Source organism: Ruegeria sp. HKCCD7628 (assembly GCF_057221005.1).
In genome coordinates this window covers 1,028,016-1,042,792 of record NZ_JBWVBA010000001.1, presented here as the reverse complement: position 1 = coordinate 1,042,792, position 14,777 = coordinate 1,028,016, and the positions used below count along the sequence as shown (strand labels likewise).

19 protein-coding genes are annotated in these 14,777 nt (G+C 59.8%); 15 read left to right on the top strand and 4 right to left on the bottom strand.

The window, feature by feature from the left end; genetic code table 11:
• Positions 1–44 precede the first annotated feature (44 nt).
• Both AC2TAD_RS05205 and rpe read right to left on the bottom strand, forming a co-directional pair.
• Entirely contained in the window at positions 45–263 is a 219-nt protein-coding gene (locus AC2TAD_RS05205; RefSeq protein ID WP_480866358.1) for a hypothetical protein, read from the bottom strand.
• A 113-nt stretch (positions 264–376) separates the two neighbouring features.
• Positions 377–1,063, bottom strand: coding sequence for a ribulose-phosphate 3-epimerase (gene rpe, locus AC2TAD_RS05200; RefSeq protein ID WP_480866356.1), 687 nt, complete (start codon positions 1,061–1,063; stop codon positions 377–379).
• Between the two features lie 168 nt (positions 1,064–1,231).
• On the opposite strand from rpe, the gene phnC reads away from it, so the two are divergent.
• The 5 genes from phnC (at position 1,232) to AC2TAD_RS05175 (ending at position 5,950) form a co-directional block, all read left to right on the top strand.
• Entirely contained in the window at positions 1,232–2,053 is an 822-nt protein-coding gene (phnC, locus tag AC2TAD_RS05195) for a phosphonate ABC transporter ATP-binding protein (RefSeq protein ID WP_480866354.1), read from the top strand.
• Between the two features lie 63 nt (positions 2,054–2,116).
• Positions 2,117–3,019, top strand: coding sequence for a phosphonate ABC transporter substrate-binding protein (phnD, locus tag AC2TAD_RS05190; RefSeq protein ID WP_480866353.1), 903 nt, complete (start codon positions 2,117–2,119; stop codon positions 3,017–3,019).
• A gap of 69 nt (positions 3,020–3,088) precedes the next feature.
• Positions 3,089–3,970 carry a phosphonate ABC transporter, permease protein PhnE gene (phnE, locus tag AC2TAD_RS05185; RefSeq protein ID WP_170769857.1) on the top strand — a complete coding sequence of 294 codons (882 nt, stop codon included), beginning with the start codon at positions 3,089–3,091 and terminating at the stop codon, positions 3,968–3,970.
• Positions 3,967–5,313, top strand: coding sequence for a phosphonate ABC transporter, permease protein PhnE (gene phnE / locus AC2TAD_RS05180; protein WP_480866351.1), 1,347 nt, complete (start codon positions 3,967–3,969; stop codon positions 5,311–5,313). The genes phnE (AC2TAD_RS05185) and phnE (AC2TAD_RS05180) overlap by 4 nt, the downstream gene beginning before the upstream one ends.
• Positions 5,314–5,335: 22 nt before the next feature.
• Entirely contained in the window at positions 5,336–5,950 is a 615-nt protein-coding gene (locus AC2TAD_RS05175) for an LbetaH domain-containing protein (RefSeq protein WP_480866349.1), read from the top strand.
• Positions 5,951–6,112: 162 nt separating this feature from the next.
• Here the strand turns inward: AC2TAD_RS05175 and phnF are convergent, their stop codons facing one another.
• Positions 6,113–6,823 (bottom strand): phosphonate metabolism transcriptional regulator PhnF, encoded by a 711-nt coding sequence (phnF, locus tag AC2TAD_RS05170; protein ID WP_480866348.1) that lies wholly within the window; start codon positions 6,821–6,823, stop codon positions 6,113–6,115.
• Between the two features lie 103 nt (positions 6,824–6,926).
• Between phnF and phnG the strand changes: the two genes are divergently transcribed.
• Genes phnG through phnN form a run of 9 tightly spaced genes read left to right on the top strand, consistent with a single transcriptional unit; the run spans position 6,927 to position 12,912 of the window.
• Positions 6,927–7,385, top strand: a complete 459-nt coding sequence (gene phnG / locus AC2TAD_RS05165; RefSeq protein WP_480866347.1) for a phosphonate C-P lyase system protein PhnG — start codon at positions 6,927–6,929, stop codon at positions 7,383–7,385.
• Complete coding sequence (gene phnH, locus AC2TAD_RS05160; protein ID WP_480866345.1) at positions 7,385–7,960, top strand: phosphonate C-P lyase system protein PhnH; 576 nt, start codon at positions 7,385–7,387, stop codon at positions 7,958–7,960. The genes phnG and phnH overlap by 1 nt, the downstream gene beginning before the upstream one ends.
• Before the next feature lie 2 nt (positions 7,961–7,962).
• Positions 7,963–9,054: a carbon-phosphorus lyase complex subunit gene (locus AC2TAD_RS05155; RefSeq protein ID WP_480866344.1), complete on the top strand. Its 1,092-nt coding sequence runs from the start codon at positions 7,963–7,965 to the stop codon at positions 9,052–9,054.
• Positions 9,051–9,647 carry an HAD family hydrolase gene (locus tag AC2TAD_RS05150; RefSeq protein WP_480866342.1) on the top strand — a complete coding sequence of 199 codons (597 nt, stop codon included), beginning with the start codon at positions 9,051–9,053 and terminating at the stop codon, positions 9,645–9,647. The genes AC2TAD_RS05155 and AC2TAD_RS05150 overlap by 4 nt, the downstream gene beginning before the upstream one ends.
• Entirely contained in the window at positions 9,644–10,504 is an 861-nt protein-coding gene (locus AC2TAD_RS05145; RefSeq protein ID WP_480866340.1) for an alpha-D-ribose 1-methylphosphonate 5-phosphate C-P-lyase PhnJ, read from the top strand. The genes AC2TAD_RS05150 and AC2TAD_RS05145 overlap by 4 nt, the downstream gene beginning before the upstream one ends.
• Entirely contained in the window at positions 10,501–10,905 is a 405-nt protein-coding gene (locus AC2TAD_RS05140) for a VOC family protein (protein ID WP_480866338.1), read from the top strand. The genes AC2TAD_RS05145 and AC2TAD_RS05140 overlap by 4 nt, the downstream gene beginning before the upstream one ends.
• Before the next feature lie 4 nt (positions 10,906–10,909).
• The gene (gene phnK / locus AC2TAD_RS05135) at positions 10,910–11,680 is read left to right on the top strand and encodes a phosphonate C-P lyase system protein PhnK (RefSeq protein WP_480866336.1); all 771 of its coding nucleotides are present in this window, start codon (positions 10,910–10,912) and stop codon (positions 11,678–11,680) included.
• A gap of 3 nt (positions 11,681–11,683) precedes the next feature.
• Entirely contained in the window at positions 11,684–12,367 is a 684-nt protein-coding gene (gene phnL / locus AC2TAD_RS05130) for a phosphonate C-P lyase system protein PhnL (RefSeq protein ID WP_170790316.1), read from the top strand.
• Positions 12,364–12,912: a phosphonate metabolism protein/1,5-bisphosphokinase (PRPP-forming) PhnN gene (gene phnN, locus AC2TAD_RS05125; protein ID WP_480866334.1), complete on the top strand. Its 549-nt coding sequence runs from the start codon at positions 12,364–12,366 to the stop codon at positions 12,910–12,912. The genes phnL and phnN overlap by 4 nt, the downstream gene beginning before the upstream one ends.
• Here phnN and AC2TAD_RS05120 read toward each other — a convergent pair.
• Entirely contained in the window at positions 12,894–13,577 is a 684-nt protein-coding gene (locus tag AC2TAD_RS05120) for a DUF1045 domain-containing protein (protein ID WP_480866333.1), read from the bottom strand. The two genes, phnN and AC2TAD_RS05120, sit on opposite strands and share 19 nt — an antisense overlap.
• Positions 13,578–13,629: 52 nt before the next feature.
• Between AC2TAD_RS05120 and AC2TAD_RS05115 the strand changes: the two genes are divergently transcribed.
• Positions 13,630–14,769: an alpha-D-ribose 1-methylphosphonate 5-triphosphate diphosphatase gene (locus AC2TAD_RS05115; RefSeq protein WP_480866332.1), complete on the top strand. Its 1,140-nt coding sequence runs from the start codon at positions 13,630–13,632 to the stop codon at positions 14,767–14,769.
• The last annotated feature ends 8 nt before the right edge of the window (positions 14,770–14,777 follow it).

Genomic DNA, 14,777 nt, shown 5'->3' with positions numbered 1-14,777 from the left:
GGCTATCAAAATCCGGTCTGCCCCAGCCAAGGACTGGTGCTGTGCTAGATGACGTCAGCCAGCACCAGACGAATGACGTCTTCGCGTTTCAGGCCGCGTGCGCGCAGCTCGTCGTCGTTCATCAACCAATATGCGCGAATTCGGCGCACTGAAGACCGGGCCGCGGCGACCCGGTTCTGTAACATGCGCAGTTTTTGGGGCAGGATGCCGACAAACCCGACCGGGTAGGCGGTATACGGGCGGGGTGTGGTTGTTTTAGCCATGGACGTGTATCGCAGGTTTTGAAATGGGCCTTCGGCATCTAAACGATTGAAGGATGCTCAGGTAGCCCGGATTGTTCATATCCGATGTGCAGCACGCGCAATGAAGCGCCTTGTTAGAGCGCTGACTCTGCTGCCGCGCGCACATTGCGGATGTTTTCGCCATAGACTTCAGGGTTGGAAACCGAGCCACCCTTGAATACTGCCGAGCCAGCGACCAGAACATCCGCGCCTGCGGCTGCTACCAACGGTGCGGTGTTTGGGTCGACGCCTCCATCAATCTCGATATGGACAGGTCGATCGCCGATCATCTGGCGCAGGCGGCGAACTTTGGCTGTCATATCAATGAATTTTTGACCACCAAAACCGGGGTTCACCGTCATGACGCAGACCAGATCGGTCAGGTCCAACAGGTGTTCGACCGCTTCGGCCGGGGTGCCGGGGTTCAGGGCAACACCAGCCTTCATGCCAGCAACGCGGATCGCTTGCAGGGTTCGGTGAGTGTGCGGCCCTGCCTCAACATGCGCGGTCAGGATATCGGCCCCGGCGTCGGCATAGGCTTGAATATAAGGGTCGACCGGAGCGATCATCAGATGGACGTCCATCACCGTCTTCACGTGTGGGCGAAAGGCTTTGACCGCAGGCGGGCCGAAGGTCAGGTTCGGAACGAAATGGCCGTCCATCACGTCCACATGGACCCAATCGGCCCCCTGCGCTTCGATCGCCTGAATCTCGGCGCCGAAATTGGCGAAATCGGCGGAGAGGATCGACGGTGCGATCTTGATGCTGCGGTCAAAGGACATGTGTGGCCTCGTTTCAATGTCTAAGAGTCGGCCCGCATATACCTGCGGTAGGCGCAGAAGTGTAGAGCCATCGATCTTTGGCGCTGCGTTACAAAACTTTCACCCAAGTTACACATAGCCGTTGAAGATTGCCTTTAGCAGACCGCCAACACGAACTGGGGGTGGCCTGTGCTGCACATCAAGAAACTGACCAAGCGCTTCGTTGAAAACGTCGCAGTCGATTCAGCCACGTTGGAAATAGATAAACCCTGCATGATCGGCATCATCGGTCGCTCGGGGGCCGGTAAATCGACGCTCCTGCGGATGATCAACCGTCTGACCGACGCGAGCGACGGAGAAATCCTTTTCGGTGGCCGTGATGTCACCAAGCTGAAGGGCCGCGACAAGCGTGCCTGGCAGGCCGATTGCGCGATGATCTTCCAACAATTCAATCTGGTGCCGCGCATGGACGTGGTATCAAACGTTTTGCACGGTACGTTGAACCGCCATTCTACGCTGGCGACCAAGTTCAACCTGTTTCCTATGGCCGATATCCACCGCGCCATCGACATTCTGGACCGTCTGGGCATTGCAGAACACGCGCCTAAACGCGCCGAGGCGCTTTCAGGTGGGCAGCAACAGCGGGTCGCCATCGCGCGCGCTCTGATGCAGGACCCAAGCATCATTCTGGCGGACGAACCCATTGCCTCGCTGGATCCGATGAATGCGCAGGTCGTCATGCAGGCACTGCGCCGCATCCATGAAGAAGACGGCCGCACAGTAATCGCCAACCTGCACACGCTGGATACGGCTCGTCGCTATTGCGACCGCGTTGTCGGTATGCGTGACGGTCGCATCGTGTTCGACGGCCTGCCCGAGCAACTGACAACCGGCGTCGCCCGCGAGATCTATGGCGCTGATGCCAGCTTCTCGGAAGAGGCGACATCGACCGAGATTGAGACGCTGGATGCGACTCAGAAGGCCCTGATGGAAGCGGAAGCAACCATCTAAGCCAACCACCCCTTTCATCGACCGGCCGATGAAAGGCCGGCATATCAAACCGGAGAGAGACAGATGAAAAAACTGATGGCAGCCCTGGTGGCCACAACTGCAATGGCCGCGCCGGCCCTGGCCGCGGATATCAACGAATTCCGCATCGGCATTCTGGGCGGTGAGAACGCTCAGGACCGTCTGAACAACAACGAATGCCTGCGCGAATACACCGAGGAAACACTGGGTGTTGAAACCAAGCTGTTCGCACCGGCTGACTATGACGGCGTGATCCAAGGCCTGTTGGGCGGCACCATCGACATGGCGTGGCTGGGTGCTTCGGGTTATGCGAAAACCTACCTGTCTGATCCCGAAGCGGTCGAGCCGGTTCTGGTCAAGGTCAACACCGATGGCGGTTATGGCTATTTCTCGATCGGTTTTGCGCGCAAAGACAGCGGCATCACCTCGCTGGAGGACATGAAGGGCAAGACCTTTGGTTTTGGCGATCCGAACTCGACCTCGGGCTACCTGATCCCGTCGATCGAAATCCCTGCGGCAACGGGTTCCACCATGGAATCGGGCGACTATTTCGGTGAGGTGAAATTCACCGGTGGCCACGAGCAGACCATCGTTGCCGTGAACAACGGTGACGTCGATGGCGGCGTGACCTGGGCGGACGGTCTGGGCGATTGGGAAGATGGGTATCAGTCGGGCGCGCTGCGTCGCGCTGTTGATGCCGGTCTGGTCGACATGAACGACATGGTCCAGATTTGGAAATCCAAGCCGATCCCCGAAGGCCCGGTTGTTCTGCGCACCGCACTGCCTGAAGATGTAAAAGAGAAAATGACCGCTCTGATGGCTGGTCTGGCTGAGAAAGACCGTGAATGCTTCTACGGCGTTGCTGCTGGTGAAGCCCGCGCGTTCGAGCCGATCACCCACGAAGCCTACGAAGTCATTATCGAAGCACGCAAGCTGAAGTCCAACTAAGCCTGTACACCCCTAAGACCGGGGTCCGGTGTTCCAAGCCGGGCCCCGTTTTCCACTCAGGAGCATTCCATGACAGACCTGACCGCAGGGTCCCTGACCGTCGACCAGATCCGGGCCGACTATACCGAGATGACACGACGCAAGCGGGTCTATGGTGGTATTCTTCTGATCGTTTTCGTGGCCTTGATGGCCGCCGGGTTCCGCACTGCGGATGACCGCAACGCGGGCAGTTTCGCGGATGGTTGGCACCGTATCTTTGACTACCCGGCAGAGGTGCTGTCCGAAGCCTGGGAAAAGATCGACGCGTTGCCTGCCAATCTGGTCAAGTTCTTCCCTGCGCTGGTCGAGACGATCAACATCGCCGCTGCGTCCACACTGATCGGCACCATCGCGGGTACGTTCCTTGCGCTGATGTCCACACGTGGAATGGCGCTCTGGCCTGCGCTGATCCCTCTGTTCCGGCGTATCGCCGATATCTGCCGCGCAATTCCTGAAATCGTGATCGCTCTGGTCCTGATCTTTATTCTGGGTGGTGGCCCGGTTCCGGCGATGATCGCCATTGCAATCCATACGGCTGGCGCACTGGGCAAGTTGTTTTCTGAGGTGAATGAGAACGCCTCATTGAAACCGGTCGAGGGTTTGGCTTCGGTCGGCGCGAACTGGTCGCAGCGCATGTACCTGGGCGTGATCCCTCAGGTTGGGCCGAACTATGTCAGCTACGCGCTGCTGCGGTTCGAGATCAACATTCGCGCCTCGGCCATTCTGGGTTTCGTCGGTGCAGGTGGTCTTGGCTATGAGCTGCGCAACTCGATGTCCTGGGGGCAGGGCAAGTACGATCAGGCTGCCGCGATTTTCTTGCTGTTGTTCGTCACCATCGTTGTGGTCGACCAAATCTCGGGCCATCTGCGTGATCGCCTGACCCACGGATCCGAGAAAGGAGCGCGGGCATGAGCACCTTCGCCACTGACCTCACCCTTGATGAGTTGAAGGCCGAGGCTGATCGTCTGTTCAGCCGAAAGCGCCTGATCAATTTTGGATTGCCTGCGTTGGTGCTGGTCTATCTGACCTATGTGTTTTTCGCTTTCGACGTGCCCGGATTGGCCGGACGCGCCAACTGGGAAAACGGCAAGACGCTTGTGGCTGACAGCTACAGTTACAAAACCCACATCGAGCGTGACAATCGCACAGGTGAAGTCTCGGCCGCTATCGAAGGTGAGCGCAAGGGTGCATATCCCGAAGGCCAAGCGCCGGATTGGGTCGCTCTGGGCGAGACTACGGTGATTGATCTGAAAGACGGCCATATCGTGCGGTTCGGCCCCGAGACGGTGGAATATGACATCCCCGGTTATGGCACGGTGCGTGCAACGCCGACCCGTTCGGCGGGCGTTCAGGCCGAGCTGCCCGCAGGCGACGTGCCCGACTGGATCAATGTCTCAAAGAACCGGATGGCGATCACCACGGATGCGGGTCGACTGACCGTGACGCGCAACCGATCCGAGGTGTTCCGCTATTTCAACGGGTGGGAGCTGTTCTTCTTCACCCTCGATAGCCCCTACTATGGCAAGTCGTTCCCGCAACTCATGGGGCTGGCCGGAAATGGTGAGGCGGGCGCGATCCTGAATGATTTCTGGACCAACAAGATGTGGCGCCATCAGGACGTGGCCTGGGCCATTTTCGAGACGATCCTGATGGCCTTCCTCGGGACATTGGGGGCGGGCATGGTGGCACTGCCACTGGCTTTCCTTGCGACCCGTAACTTCAACCCGTTGCGTTCGGTACGGTTTCTCACGCGCCGTGTGTTTGATTTTGTGCGTGGTGTGGACGCTCTGATCTGGACCGTCGTTCTGGCGCGGGCTTTTGGACCCGGTCCGCTGACGGGTGCGCTGGCCATTCTGGTGACAGACACGGGGACGTTCGGCAAGATTTTCTCGGAAGCGCTGGAGAATGTGGATCAAAAACAGATCGAGGGCGTCCAATCGACCGGAGCCAATGCGCCGCAACGTTATCGGTTCGGGGTGATCCCGCAGGTGACGCCGGTGCTGCTCAGCCAGTTGCTCTATTTCCTCGAATCCAACACACGCAGCGCCACTGTGATTGGTGCGATTACGGGCGGTGGGATCGGTTTGTTGCTGACGCAGGCGATTATCACCCAGAAAGACTGGGAAGAGGTTGCCTACTACATCGTTCTGATCATCCTGATGGTGATGCTGATGGATTGGTTCTCGGGCTGGTTGCGCCGCCGATTGATCCAGGGCGAAACGAAATCCAAACGGGTAAAAACCAAGACCGCCTGAGTGTTGGTCCAGAGGAACTTTCATGCCAAGACTGCGAGCGGATCAGCCATTCATCCATCCCGATTGTGCGATCACCAACAGCACGTTTGGGGAATACGTCGAAATAGGTGCCGGGACGCGCTTGGCAAACGCGATCTTCGGGGATTATTCGTATTGCGACCGAACGTGTGACATTGCAAATGCGCGGATCGGCAAGTTTGCGAACATAGCCAGCTATACCCGGATCGGTGCGACGGATCATCCGTATGCCAAGGCTTCCTTGCATCATTTTTTGTACCGCTCAGCAGACTACTGGGATGACGCCGAAGATGACGCGGATTGGTTCCAGCATCGCGCAAGCCGGGTGACGGAAATTGGCTATGACACATGGATTGGCCATGCAGCTATTATCAAGCCCGAAGTTACCGTGGGTCACGGAGCAATCATTGCTTCTGGTGCGGTCGTCACCAAAGACGTTGCGCCTTACAGCATTGTGGGTGGGGTTACGGCCGGTCTGATCCGTCCACGCTACCCGGATGGCGTAGCAGAGCGTATGTTGACTTTGGCGTGGTGGGATTGGGACAACGCGCGTTTACGAGCCGCCTTGCCGGACTTTCGAATGCTCGATGCCGAAGCCTTTTTGGAGAAATACGAATAGGCCGAGAACCTGTTTGACATGTGCTCTCGCGCCCGCGTGCGCATCGGCTTCGCCGACGCGCTCTGGCGGCCTTGGGCCGGGCGCCGCGCTTTGCGCGGCGCTACGCCCAACGGGACGAGACCTCCGGAAGGAGGACGAAGACGGGCGGGAACGTTCTGGTCCCTACTCGTTGTCCATCGTTAGTGTGACTCTTTCGCCGGCAAAATAGGTGCGTCCGAATTCAACGGGAATTCCGTTCGTATCTGCGTTTACGCCCACTGAGTACAGGACCGGAGCGCCTTCGCTGAGTTGCAGATGCAGCGCTTGTGTCGGCGTCGCGGCGCGGGCCGTCAGCCGTGTCGATAAACGAACGTAATCCTCGACCCCGCATTGCTGCAGCGCTTTGGTCACCGACCGGGTCTCTACCAGTGCGGCAAGAATGCCCGGCAGACGCCCAGCTGGAAAGACGCTTTGAAAAAGCCCTATCGGCTGACCGTCGGCCAGGGAAAGACCATCGTAGACATGAACGGCTTCACCTTCGGACAGTTCCAAAGCTTCAGCTTCGGCCACATCAGCCGTTCGCGTGGTGAGGGTAAGGATTTTCTTGCCAGGAATCTTGCCGCTGGCCGAAATGCTCTTGTGGTAACGTACGCGTTTCCCGATGGGGTAATCCGTCGGGCGCGCCGTCACGAAAACTCCGGCTCCTCGTCTCGAGCGTACCAAGCCCTGGTCAGACAGATCTGACAAAGCCCTGCGGACCGTATGGCGATTGACCCCGTATTTGGCAGCCAGCTGCGCTTCGGTCGGGAGGCGATCACCAGTGTTATAGCGGCCTTCTGCAATGTCGGTTGTCAGACCAAGAGCGATGCTTTTCCAAACTGGCGATTTGCCCATGTCACTAAATCTTCACAAGTAAGCGGATTGCGGCCCGCGGGGTTAAGATGTATTATTTGTCTAGTTGTATAGCTTGTGTAGACAACCCAGCCAAGAGGGTTCGATGGCAGATCTCGATAAACCAACGGATGCAGAACGTCGGCAATGGATGGGCGTGTTGGCCCGCGCGCCCGAGGACGCGCTGATGGCCCTTTGGGACAGAGTCCAACTGCGCCCGACATTTGAATGGCTACGCGCGCCCGAGATTGGCGGGGTAATGGTCCGGGGGCGCACCGGCAGCACGGGGGCGCCGTTCAATCTTGGTGAAATGACCGTAACCCGGTGTTCGCTGGTGTTGCAGGGCGGTGCCGTCGGTCATGGCTATGTTCAGGGCCGGTCGAAGCCCAAAGCCGAAGTCGCTGCCCTTGTTGATGCGCTGATGCAGACAACAGCAGCCGACGCCATCCGCGCCGAAATCATTTCCCCCCTGTCACGGCAGTTGCAGGACGCGCGAGCCAAGCGGGCGGCCAAGGCGGCGGCGACAAAGGTCGAATTCTTTACTCTGGTCCGAGGAGAAGACTGATGAGCGCGCATCCTCAATTCTCAGGTGGTTTTGCAAATGCCCCGATCGAGGCGGCCCACGCCTTTCGGGCCGCAATGACGGTCATGGCGCGACCTGGCGAAATCCGATCAATTGCGGGCGCGCGCCCACCCGAGCCATTGTCCCAAGCAGCGGGTACTTTGTTGCTGACCTTGTGTGACCCGGATACAGGGGTCTTTCTTGCAGGCGCAGCAGACACTGACGCAGTGCGCCAATGGCTGACCTTTCACACCGGCGCGCCGATTGTCAAAGCGTCCAGCGCGGATTTCGCAGTAGGGACATGGGCGGACCTGCAACGCAATTCCAACTATCGCATAGGCACACCGGAATATCCTGACCGCTCGGCTACTCTGATTATCGAGTGTGAAACGCTTGCGCAGAACGGGGCAACGCTGACAGGGCCGGGTATTCGGGACCGATCACAATTGCCTTTACCGGATGTCGCGGTCTTTCAGGGCAATTCGGATCTCTATCCTCTGGGATGTGATTTCTTTTTCACCTGCAGAGACAAAGTCGCGGCCTTGCCGCGCAGCACGCAAATAACGGCGGGATCATAAGAATGTACGTAGCAGTCAAGGGCGGCGAAAAAGCCATCGACAACGCGCATTCCTGGTTAGCAGAGGAGCGGCGGGGATCAACGGATATCGCCGAACTGTCGATCGCCCAGATCCGAGAACAGTTGAGCCTTGCGGTAAATCGGGTCATGGCCGAGGGCTCTCTGTTCGATCCCGATCTGGCCGCGCTAGCGATCAAACAGGCGCGCGGCGACCTGATCGAGGCGATCTTTCTGATCCGCGCCTATCGCACCACGTTGCCGCGATTTGGCTATTCCAACCCGGTTGATACCGGCGATATGGCCTGCGACCGCAGAATCTCGGCCACGTTCAAGGACGCTCCGGGCGGGCAGGTGCTGGGGCCGACTTTTGACTACACCCACCGGCTGCTGGATTTCAAACTAGCTGCAGATGGCAACGACACGGTTGCACCCATGGCCGGGCCGCGTACTGAGCCTACGCCTCACATTGCCGAGTTCCTAAAGGGTGAAAATATCATTCAGGACGAACCCACTAGCGACGACCTGCCGGGCGACTTGACCCGCGAACCGATGGAGTTTCCCTCCACCCGCCCGCTGCGCTTGCAATCACTGACACGCGGCGATGAGGGGTTCGTGCTAGGCATGGCCTACTCAACCCAGCGCGGATACGCCCGCAACCACGCTTTTGTGGGAGAGTTGCGGATCGGAAAAGTCGCCGTCGAAATGGACATTCCCGAGCTGGGCTTTGCCATTGAGATTGGTGAGGTTGAACTAACCGAATGCGAGACAGTCAACCAGTTCAAGGGCTCGAAAACCGAACCGCCGCAGTTCACCCGTGGCTATGGTCTGGTCTTTGGTCAGTCCGAGCGCAAGTCTATCGCCATGGCTCTGGTCGATCGCGCGCTGCGTTGGAAGGAGCTGGGCGAGGACAATTTGGGCGCGCCTGCACAGGATGAGGAATTTGTCCTAAGCCATGCCGACAACATTCAGGCCACCGGTTTCTTGGAACACATCAAACTGCCTCATTACGTGGATTTCCAGTCCGAACTGGAACTGGTCCGAAAACTACGCCGCGAGGCTGAGGAACGGATCGCGCCAAAGGAGGCTGCGGAATGAAGGTCGTTGTATTCGATATCGGCGGCGTATTGGTTGATTGGCACCCCCATCTTGCCTGGGTTGACGATCTGGGGTCCGAGGACGCCGCCCATGCTTTTATCGAACGCACCGGGTTCAAAGCGAAAAACGCGCGGGGAGACAATGGCGAGCTGTTCTCCGATATGGCCAAAGAGTTGGCGGACCCGGAGGATCAGAACCTGTTTGCCTCCTACGTGGAGCGATATACACTCACTGTTCAGAACGCGGTTAACGGCACTTGGGATATCCTCGATCGCCTCAAGGCAAATGGAACCCCCGTCCACGCCATCACCAATTGGTCGGCTGAAACCTGGCCAGAGGGTCTAAAGGTGCACCCCCGGTTGGGTGAGGTGTTCGGAACGTTGGTGGTGTCCGGTCAGGAAGGCGTAATGAAGCCCGACCCGCGTATTTTCAAACTTCTGTGCGAACGTGCCGCTGTTCAGCCCCAAGACTGCGTGTTTATCGACGATGGTTTGCACAATGTCGAAGGTGCGCGTGCTGTGGGAATGGACGCTATTCATTTTGTCGGCGCCCGAGCACTGGAAGCCGAATTGTCCGAGAGGGGAATACTATGAGCGAGTACAATTTCGCCTATCTCGACGAGCAAACTAAGCGGATGATCCGGCGGGCGATCCTCAAAGGACTGGCGGTACCCGGATATCAGGTGCCTTTTGCCAGCCGTGAAATGCCGATGCCTTATGGCTGGGGCACCGGTGGGGTGCAGGTCTCGGCCGCGACGCTGACGCCGGATGATACGTTCAAGGTGATTGATCAGGGCGCGGATGACACGACCAACGCGGTCTCGATCCGTAAGTTCTTTGAGAACACCGCCGGGGTCGCGACCACCGAAGAAACCGAAAAGGCCACTGTCATCCAGACCCGCCACCGGATCCCCGAGGCGGAACTGACCGAGGATCAAATCCTCGTCTATCAGGTGCCTATCCCGGAGCCTCTGCGCTTTCTGGAACCGCGTGAGACGGAAACGCGCAAGATGCACGCGCTTGAAGAATACGGGCTGATGCATGTGAAACTGTATGAAGATATCAGCCAGCACGGCGCGATTTCGACCTCGTATGCCTATCCGGTAAAAGTGTCCAGACGCTACGTGATGGATCCGTCTCCGATCCCTAAATTCGATAACCCCAAGCTGGAAATGGACGCGATCCAGCTGTTCGGCGCGGGGCGCGAGCAGCGCATCTATGCGGTGCCGCCGCACACCAAGGTCGTCAGCCTCGACTTTGAGGACTATCCGTTCGAGGCGACCAAGGCAGACCATCCCTGCGACCTGTGCGGGGCCGAAGACAGCTATCTGGACGAGGTGATCATGGATGACGCGGGCAACCGGATGTTTGTCTGCTCCGACACCGATTACTGCCGCTCGCGCCGCGCTGCCGGGCACGAAGGGCGTTTGGCCAAGGAGGATGCAGCATGATGCGTGAACACGTACTGGGAATTGATCATCTGGGCCTGACGGTTTCGGACCTTGAGGCGACCAAGGCGTTCTTTGTCGAGGCGCTGGGCTGGGATGTGGTCGGTGGACGGCCCGAATACCCCTCGGCCTTTATCAGCAACGGCTCGGCGGTTCTGACGCTGTGGCAGCAAAAGGGCGAAGATCAGCACGGCTTCGATCGTCACGCCAATGTCGGACTGCACCATGTGGCGTTCAAAATCCCATCGCGCGAGTCTTTGGATGTGGTGTTTGCCGCTGTGAAAGACTGGCCGGGTGTTCAGGTGGAGTTTGCGCCTGAACCTTCAGGTGCCGGGCCAAAAATCCATTTCATGATCCGAGAGCCGGGCGGCAATCGGATCGAATTTGCCTATGACCCGAGGTAGAGCCATGACCCCGTTGTTAAGCGTTCGGAATATCAGAAAAACCTATGGCACCCGGATCGGCTGTACCGACGTCAGCTTTGACCTTTATCCCGGTGAGGTGATGGGGATCGTCGGTGAAAGCGGCTCGGGCAAGTCGACGCTGCTGAACTGTCTGGCCGGTCATCTGGAACCAGACGCAGGGCAGGTGGTCTTTGACACGCGTGCCGATGGGCCGGTGGATACGGTGACGATGTCAGAACCCGAGCGCCGGATGTTGGGGCGCACCGACTGGGCCTTTGTCCACCAGCACGCCCGCGACGGGCTGCGCATGTCTGTCAGCGCGGGCGGCAATATTGGTGAGCGTCTGATGGCCGTGGGCGACCGTCACTATGGTGACATCCGCGACAAGGCCATCGACTGGCTGGGCCGGGTCGAGATCGAAGCGAACCGAGTCGATGACCGCCCTACCGCCTTTTCTGGTGGGATGCAGCAACGCCTGCAGATCGCCCGCAATCTCGTGACGGGGCCTCGGCTGGTGTTCATGGATGAACCGACGGGCGGGCTGGATGTTTCGGTTCAGGCGCGTCTGCTGGATTTGCTGCGCGGGTTGGTGCGCGAGATGGGGTTGAGCGCCATCATCGTCACGCATGATCTGGCCGTGGTGCGCCTGCTGGCGGATCGGCTGATGGTGATGAAAGACGGTCACGTGGTCGAATCCGGCCTGACCGATCAGGTGCTGGACGATCCGCAACATGCGTACACGCAGTTGCTGGTCTCAAGCGTGTTGCAGGTGTGAGAGATGATTGAACTGAACAACGTCAGCAAAAGCTTTACCCTGCATAATCAGGGCAGCGCGGTGATCCCTGTGATGGAGGGCGCGACACTCAGCGTGGCCCCCGGGGAATGCGTGGCTTTGACCGGAGCGTCCGGGGCGGGCAAATCCACCCTGATGCGGGTGATCTACGGCAACTATCTGGCTGCCTCGGGGCAAGTCATGGTGGGCGGCGTGGATGTGGCGCAGGCTGAACCGCGCGAGATTCTGGCCCTGCGGCGGGACACTCTGGGCTATGTCAGCCAGTTCCTGCGGGTGGTGCCGCGCGTGCCGACGCTTGAGGTGGTGGCCGAGCCTCTGCTGGCCGTCGGATGCGACCGTCAGGCGGCGCTCGACAAGGCGGCAGGGCTACTGGCGCGGCTGAATATTCCTGAACGCCTCTGGACGCTTAGCCCCACGACCTTTTCGGGCGGTGAGCAGCAGCGCGTGAACATCGCGCGGGGCTTTGCGCACGACTATCCCGCGATGCTGCTGGATGAGCCCACCGCCTCGCTTGACGTGCAGAACCGTGAAACCGTGCTGAGCCTGATCGAAGAGGCCAAAGCGCGTGGAGCGGCCATCATCGGCATTTTCCACGATGTCGGCGCGCGAGAGCGTGTATGCGATCGTGAGATCAACGTCTCGGATTTCACGCCGGGGATGGCCGCATGACCCTTGCGCCGATCATCGCGGTTGTCGGACCCTCGGGCGTTGGCAAGGACAGCGTGATCGAGGCGCTGGAGGCGCGCTCCGCACGAATTCACCGGATGCGCCGGGTGATCACCCGCCCCGAGGGCGAAGAGGGTGAGGATTTCGACCGGGTCTCCGAAGGCACATTTCAGCAGATGGTGGATGAGGATGCCTTTGCCCTGCACTGGCCCGCCCATGGGTTGCTGTATGGGGTGCCCCAAAGCATCCAGCAGCTGCGGGGCCAGGCGGATGCAGTTTTGGTGAACCTGTCCCGATCCGTGCTTTTGCGCGCGCAAGAGGTATTTGGCGATCTGGTCGTGATCTCACTGACCGCCGACCCGCAGGTGCTGGCGCAGCGCTTGTCGGCGCGTGGGCGCGAAAGTGCGACGGATCAGGCACGGCGGCTTGAACGCGCGCAGACTACGCTGCCCGATGGATTGCGCCGGGTGGTGCAGATCGACAATTCCGGTCCGCTGGACCAGACGGTCAACACCATCCTGACCAAGCTTCAGCCGGAAAGTGCATAGCGATGGATCAGGTGAAACCGCCCGTCCTCGGCCTCGCCCATCAGCGCCAGATCCGTGATGTGGAACGGTGCGGGCAGCAGGGGTGCAAGCCGCGTGTCCAGCGCATCCTGAACGGTGGCCAGCGTGGGTTTGTCCAACTTGCCGCTGAGGGTGATGTGAAAGCGGAACGAGTCCATCACGTAAGGGTATCCCCATTGCACCAGATTGACCTCATGCGCGGGCGACAGTCCGGTGCCACGACGGCGCTGCAATTCGGCGTCGGATGCGGGCGCACGGAAGGGATCCAGATCGCGCACGCAGGCAGCCGCCAGCGCGTTCAGCGCCGCCTCGTCGCCTGTGGGGCGCAGGGCCAGAAACCGACCCAGTCGCGCGGTCTCAAGTCCATCCAATTTGACCGGGGCTTGCGCAGCGGCCAATTGCGCGCAAGCCTCGCGCAGCGCCTCAACCGTCTGCCCATTGCGCAGTCGGAACGGAGGCTTCATCGTCGCGTGCAGCCCGTATTTGCGCGGCACTTGCGTGACGGCGGCCACATCCACGCCGGGGATATCGGGGTGCGCGACCGAAGCGCCGGCCTCTATGTCCCAGCCCAGCCAGCTTGTGCCAAACCGGGTCCACTCGGCCCCGGCGGGTGGCGCAAAATAGATCGCGTATCGCGTGAATGTCACATTGGCCTCCTATGCGTGGCCTACCCAATAGCTCAGACCGTGTGAAGTTCAGATGACAGAAGAAATGATCCTTGCCAATGCCACGCTGGTTCTGCCCGATGAAACGGTCACAGGTAGCATCCGCATCACCGGCGAAACCATTGCCGAGATCGCCACGGGCAGCACCGTGCCGCCCGGCGCGGTGGATTGCTGCGGCGACTATGTCTGCCCCGGTCTGGTCGAGCTGCACACTGATAATCTGGAACGCCATATTCAGCCGCGCCCCAAAGTCGACTGGCCCCACGCGGCGGCGATTCTGGCCCACGATGCGGAACTGGCCAGCACCGGAATTACCACCGTATTCGATGCGATGCGCATCGGTTCGATCCCATCGGGCAACCGCTACAAGAAATACGCCCGCGAGCTGTCGCGCGAGCTGTGGGATCTGCGCGAACAGGATGCGCTGAAGATCAGCCATTTTTTACACCTGCGGGCCGAGGTCTGCTCGGAAACCCTCGTGGCCGAGCTGAACGAGTTCGGCCCCGAGGATCGCGTCGGTCTGGTGTCGCTGATGGATCACACGCCCGGCCAGCGGCAATTCCGCGACATGACCCAGCTTGAGGCCTATATGAAGGGCAAGCATGGCATGAACGATGATGACTTCCTGCAGCACGTGGCACAACTGAAGGCGTTGCGCGATCGGTTTGGCGATCAGCACGAGGTTGAGACGGTCAAGGCCGCCAAACGGTTCGGGGCGATGCTGGCCAGCCACGATGACACGACGCAGGATCAGGTGGCCGTTTCGGCGGGGCATGGCATCACGCTGGCCGAATTCCCCACCACGGTCGAGGCCGCCCGGGCCTGCCACGATCACGGAATCAAGGTTATGATGGGGGCACCCAATGTGATCCGTGGCGGGTCTCATTCCGGCAATGTCGCGGCGCAGGAACTGGCTGATCTGGGCCATCTGGATATTCTGTCGTCAGACTACGTGCCCGCCGCGCTGCTGCTGTCGGCAACCCGCCTGGGAGATATGTGGGGCAATATGGCGCGTGGCCTGCGTACCGTTACCCAGACGCCGGCTCAGGTGGTCGGTCTGGGCGACCGGGGCGAGCTGCGCTCGGGCACCCGCGCCGATGTTATCCGCTTTCGTATCCGCGAAGGCGCACCAGCGTTGAACGGGGTATGGTCGCGCGGGCGGCGTGTCGCCTGATAGGGCGC